This window comes from Oleiphilus sp. HI0128 (assembly GCF_001635365.1).
Window position 1 is genome coordinate 1 of record NZ_LWGG01000232.1, and the last position, 1,065, is coordinate 1,065.

The 1,065-nt window shown below is 41.1% G+C and carries 1 protein-coding gene and 1 pseudogene; both read right to left on the minus strand.

Going from position 1 to position 1,065, the window contains the following annotated elements; all coding sequences use genetic code 11:
- Positions 1–673: hypothetical protein (locus tag A3763_RS03115; RefSeq protein ID WP_156494861.1), on the minus strand; the 673-nt coding region annotated here is incomplete at its 3' end.
- 205 nt (positions 674–878) lie between these two features.
- Positions 879–1,065 (minus strand): annotated as a pseudogene (locus tag A3763_RS03120) (nicotinate-nucleotide diphosphorylase (carboxylating)); the annotation flags it as partial.

Consider the following 1,065-nt stretch of genomic DNA (forward strand, 5'->3'; position numbering starts at 1 on the left):
TTTCCTTGGTGGTAAAATAAATGCTGAGGATCGAGATTGAAAGCCAAACAAACCACTCTAAAGGATGTGTGTTTTGCTTGATACGTTGTGCATGGTTTTGTGCCGCGAACACGATGCTTGGAATGGTGGTCAGACTAATAACATTGGAAATCCAGAAGTAGGCTATTACCCTTAGGTCTAGTGTGCTGTCGCCGTCATTGGTGAGCAAGCTGACACCGAGCAATGTGCTGATTAAGGCGCTAATTATTACGCTGTGGGAAATATAAAGGATCAGGTTTTTACTGTTTGATAAAGGATTACCCTTGGTAATAGAGAGCTGGAATGACTTCCGGAGCACATAACTTTGCATGCAAAGGCTTAACGAAAACAGTACTGCAGTACTAAGTTCTATATCACCGTCAAACCATGCGTTAGATGCTTGTGATAAAGCGACTGGGGCTAGGAATATTGCGGGTAGACTGACTAGGCCGAAGCAATAAGTAAGAGAGAGTGATAAACCGTAGGCTATGCTGACGTAGGGCATGGCATTCTGAAGTGTCGATCCGTCATTTATAAATAATTGGTCAAAACCTAAAGCAATAAACAACAGGGTGAGACTTATGAAAAATGCGGGTATGCCGTGAATGCGAGCGCTAGAGATTTCTGGCTTAAAACTTAGATTATTTGCATTCATTGAAAGTAAAGCCAGCTTAGCTCGAAGGTGAAATTATATAATGGGCCGCATGGTAAATATGGTGGATTGTCTTCTTGTTTTATGACGAATTTAGCTGTCTGAAGACATCACCATAATGATGAATCTATTCTATCTGTAATAGCCAAATGATTGTCTAACTGAAGTGTTTCGGTATGTAAATTTATGTAAGCTGGCGTTTTTCTGTTTAGATATCAATCCGCATTGAAAGGTCGATAGATTTGCAGTCTTTTGTCAGTGCGCCGATTGAAATAAAGTCTACTCCCGTTTCAGCAATTGGGACTAGCGTTTCATTGGTTATGCCGCCAGAAGCTTCAAGCTTGGCTTGGCCTTTATTTAGTTTTACGGCCTCGTTTAAAGTGCTGATAGGGAAA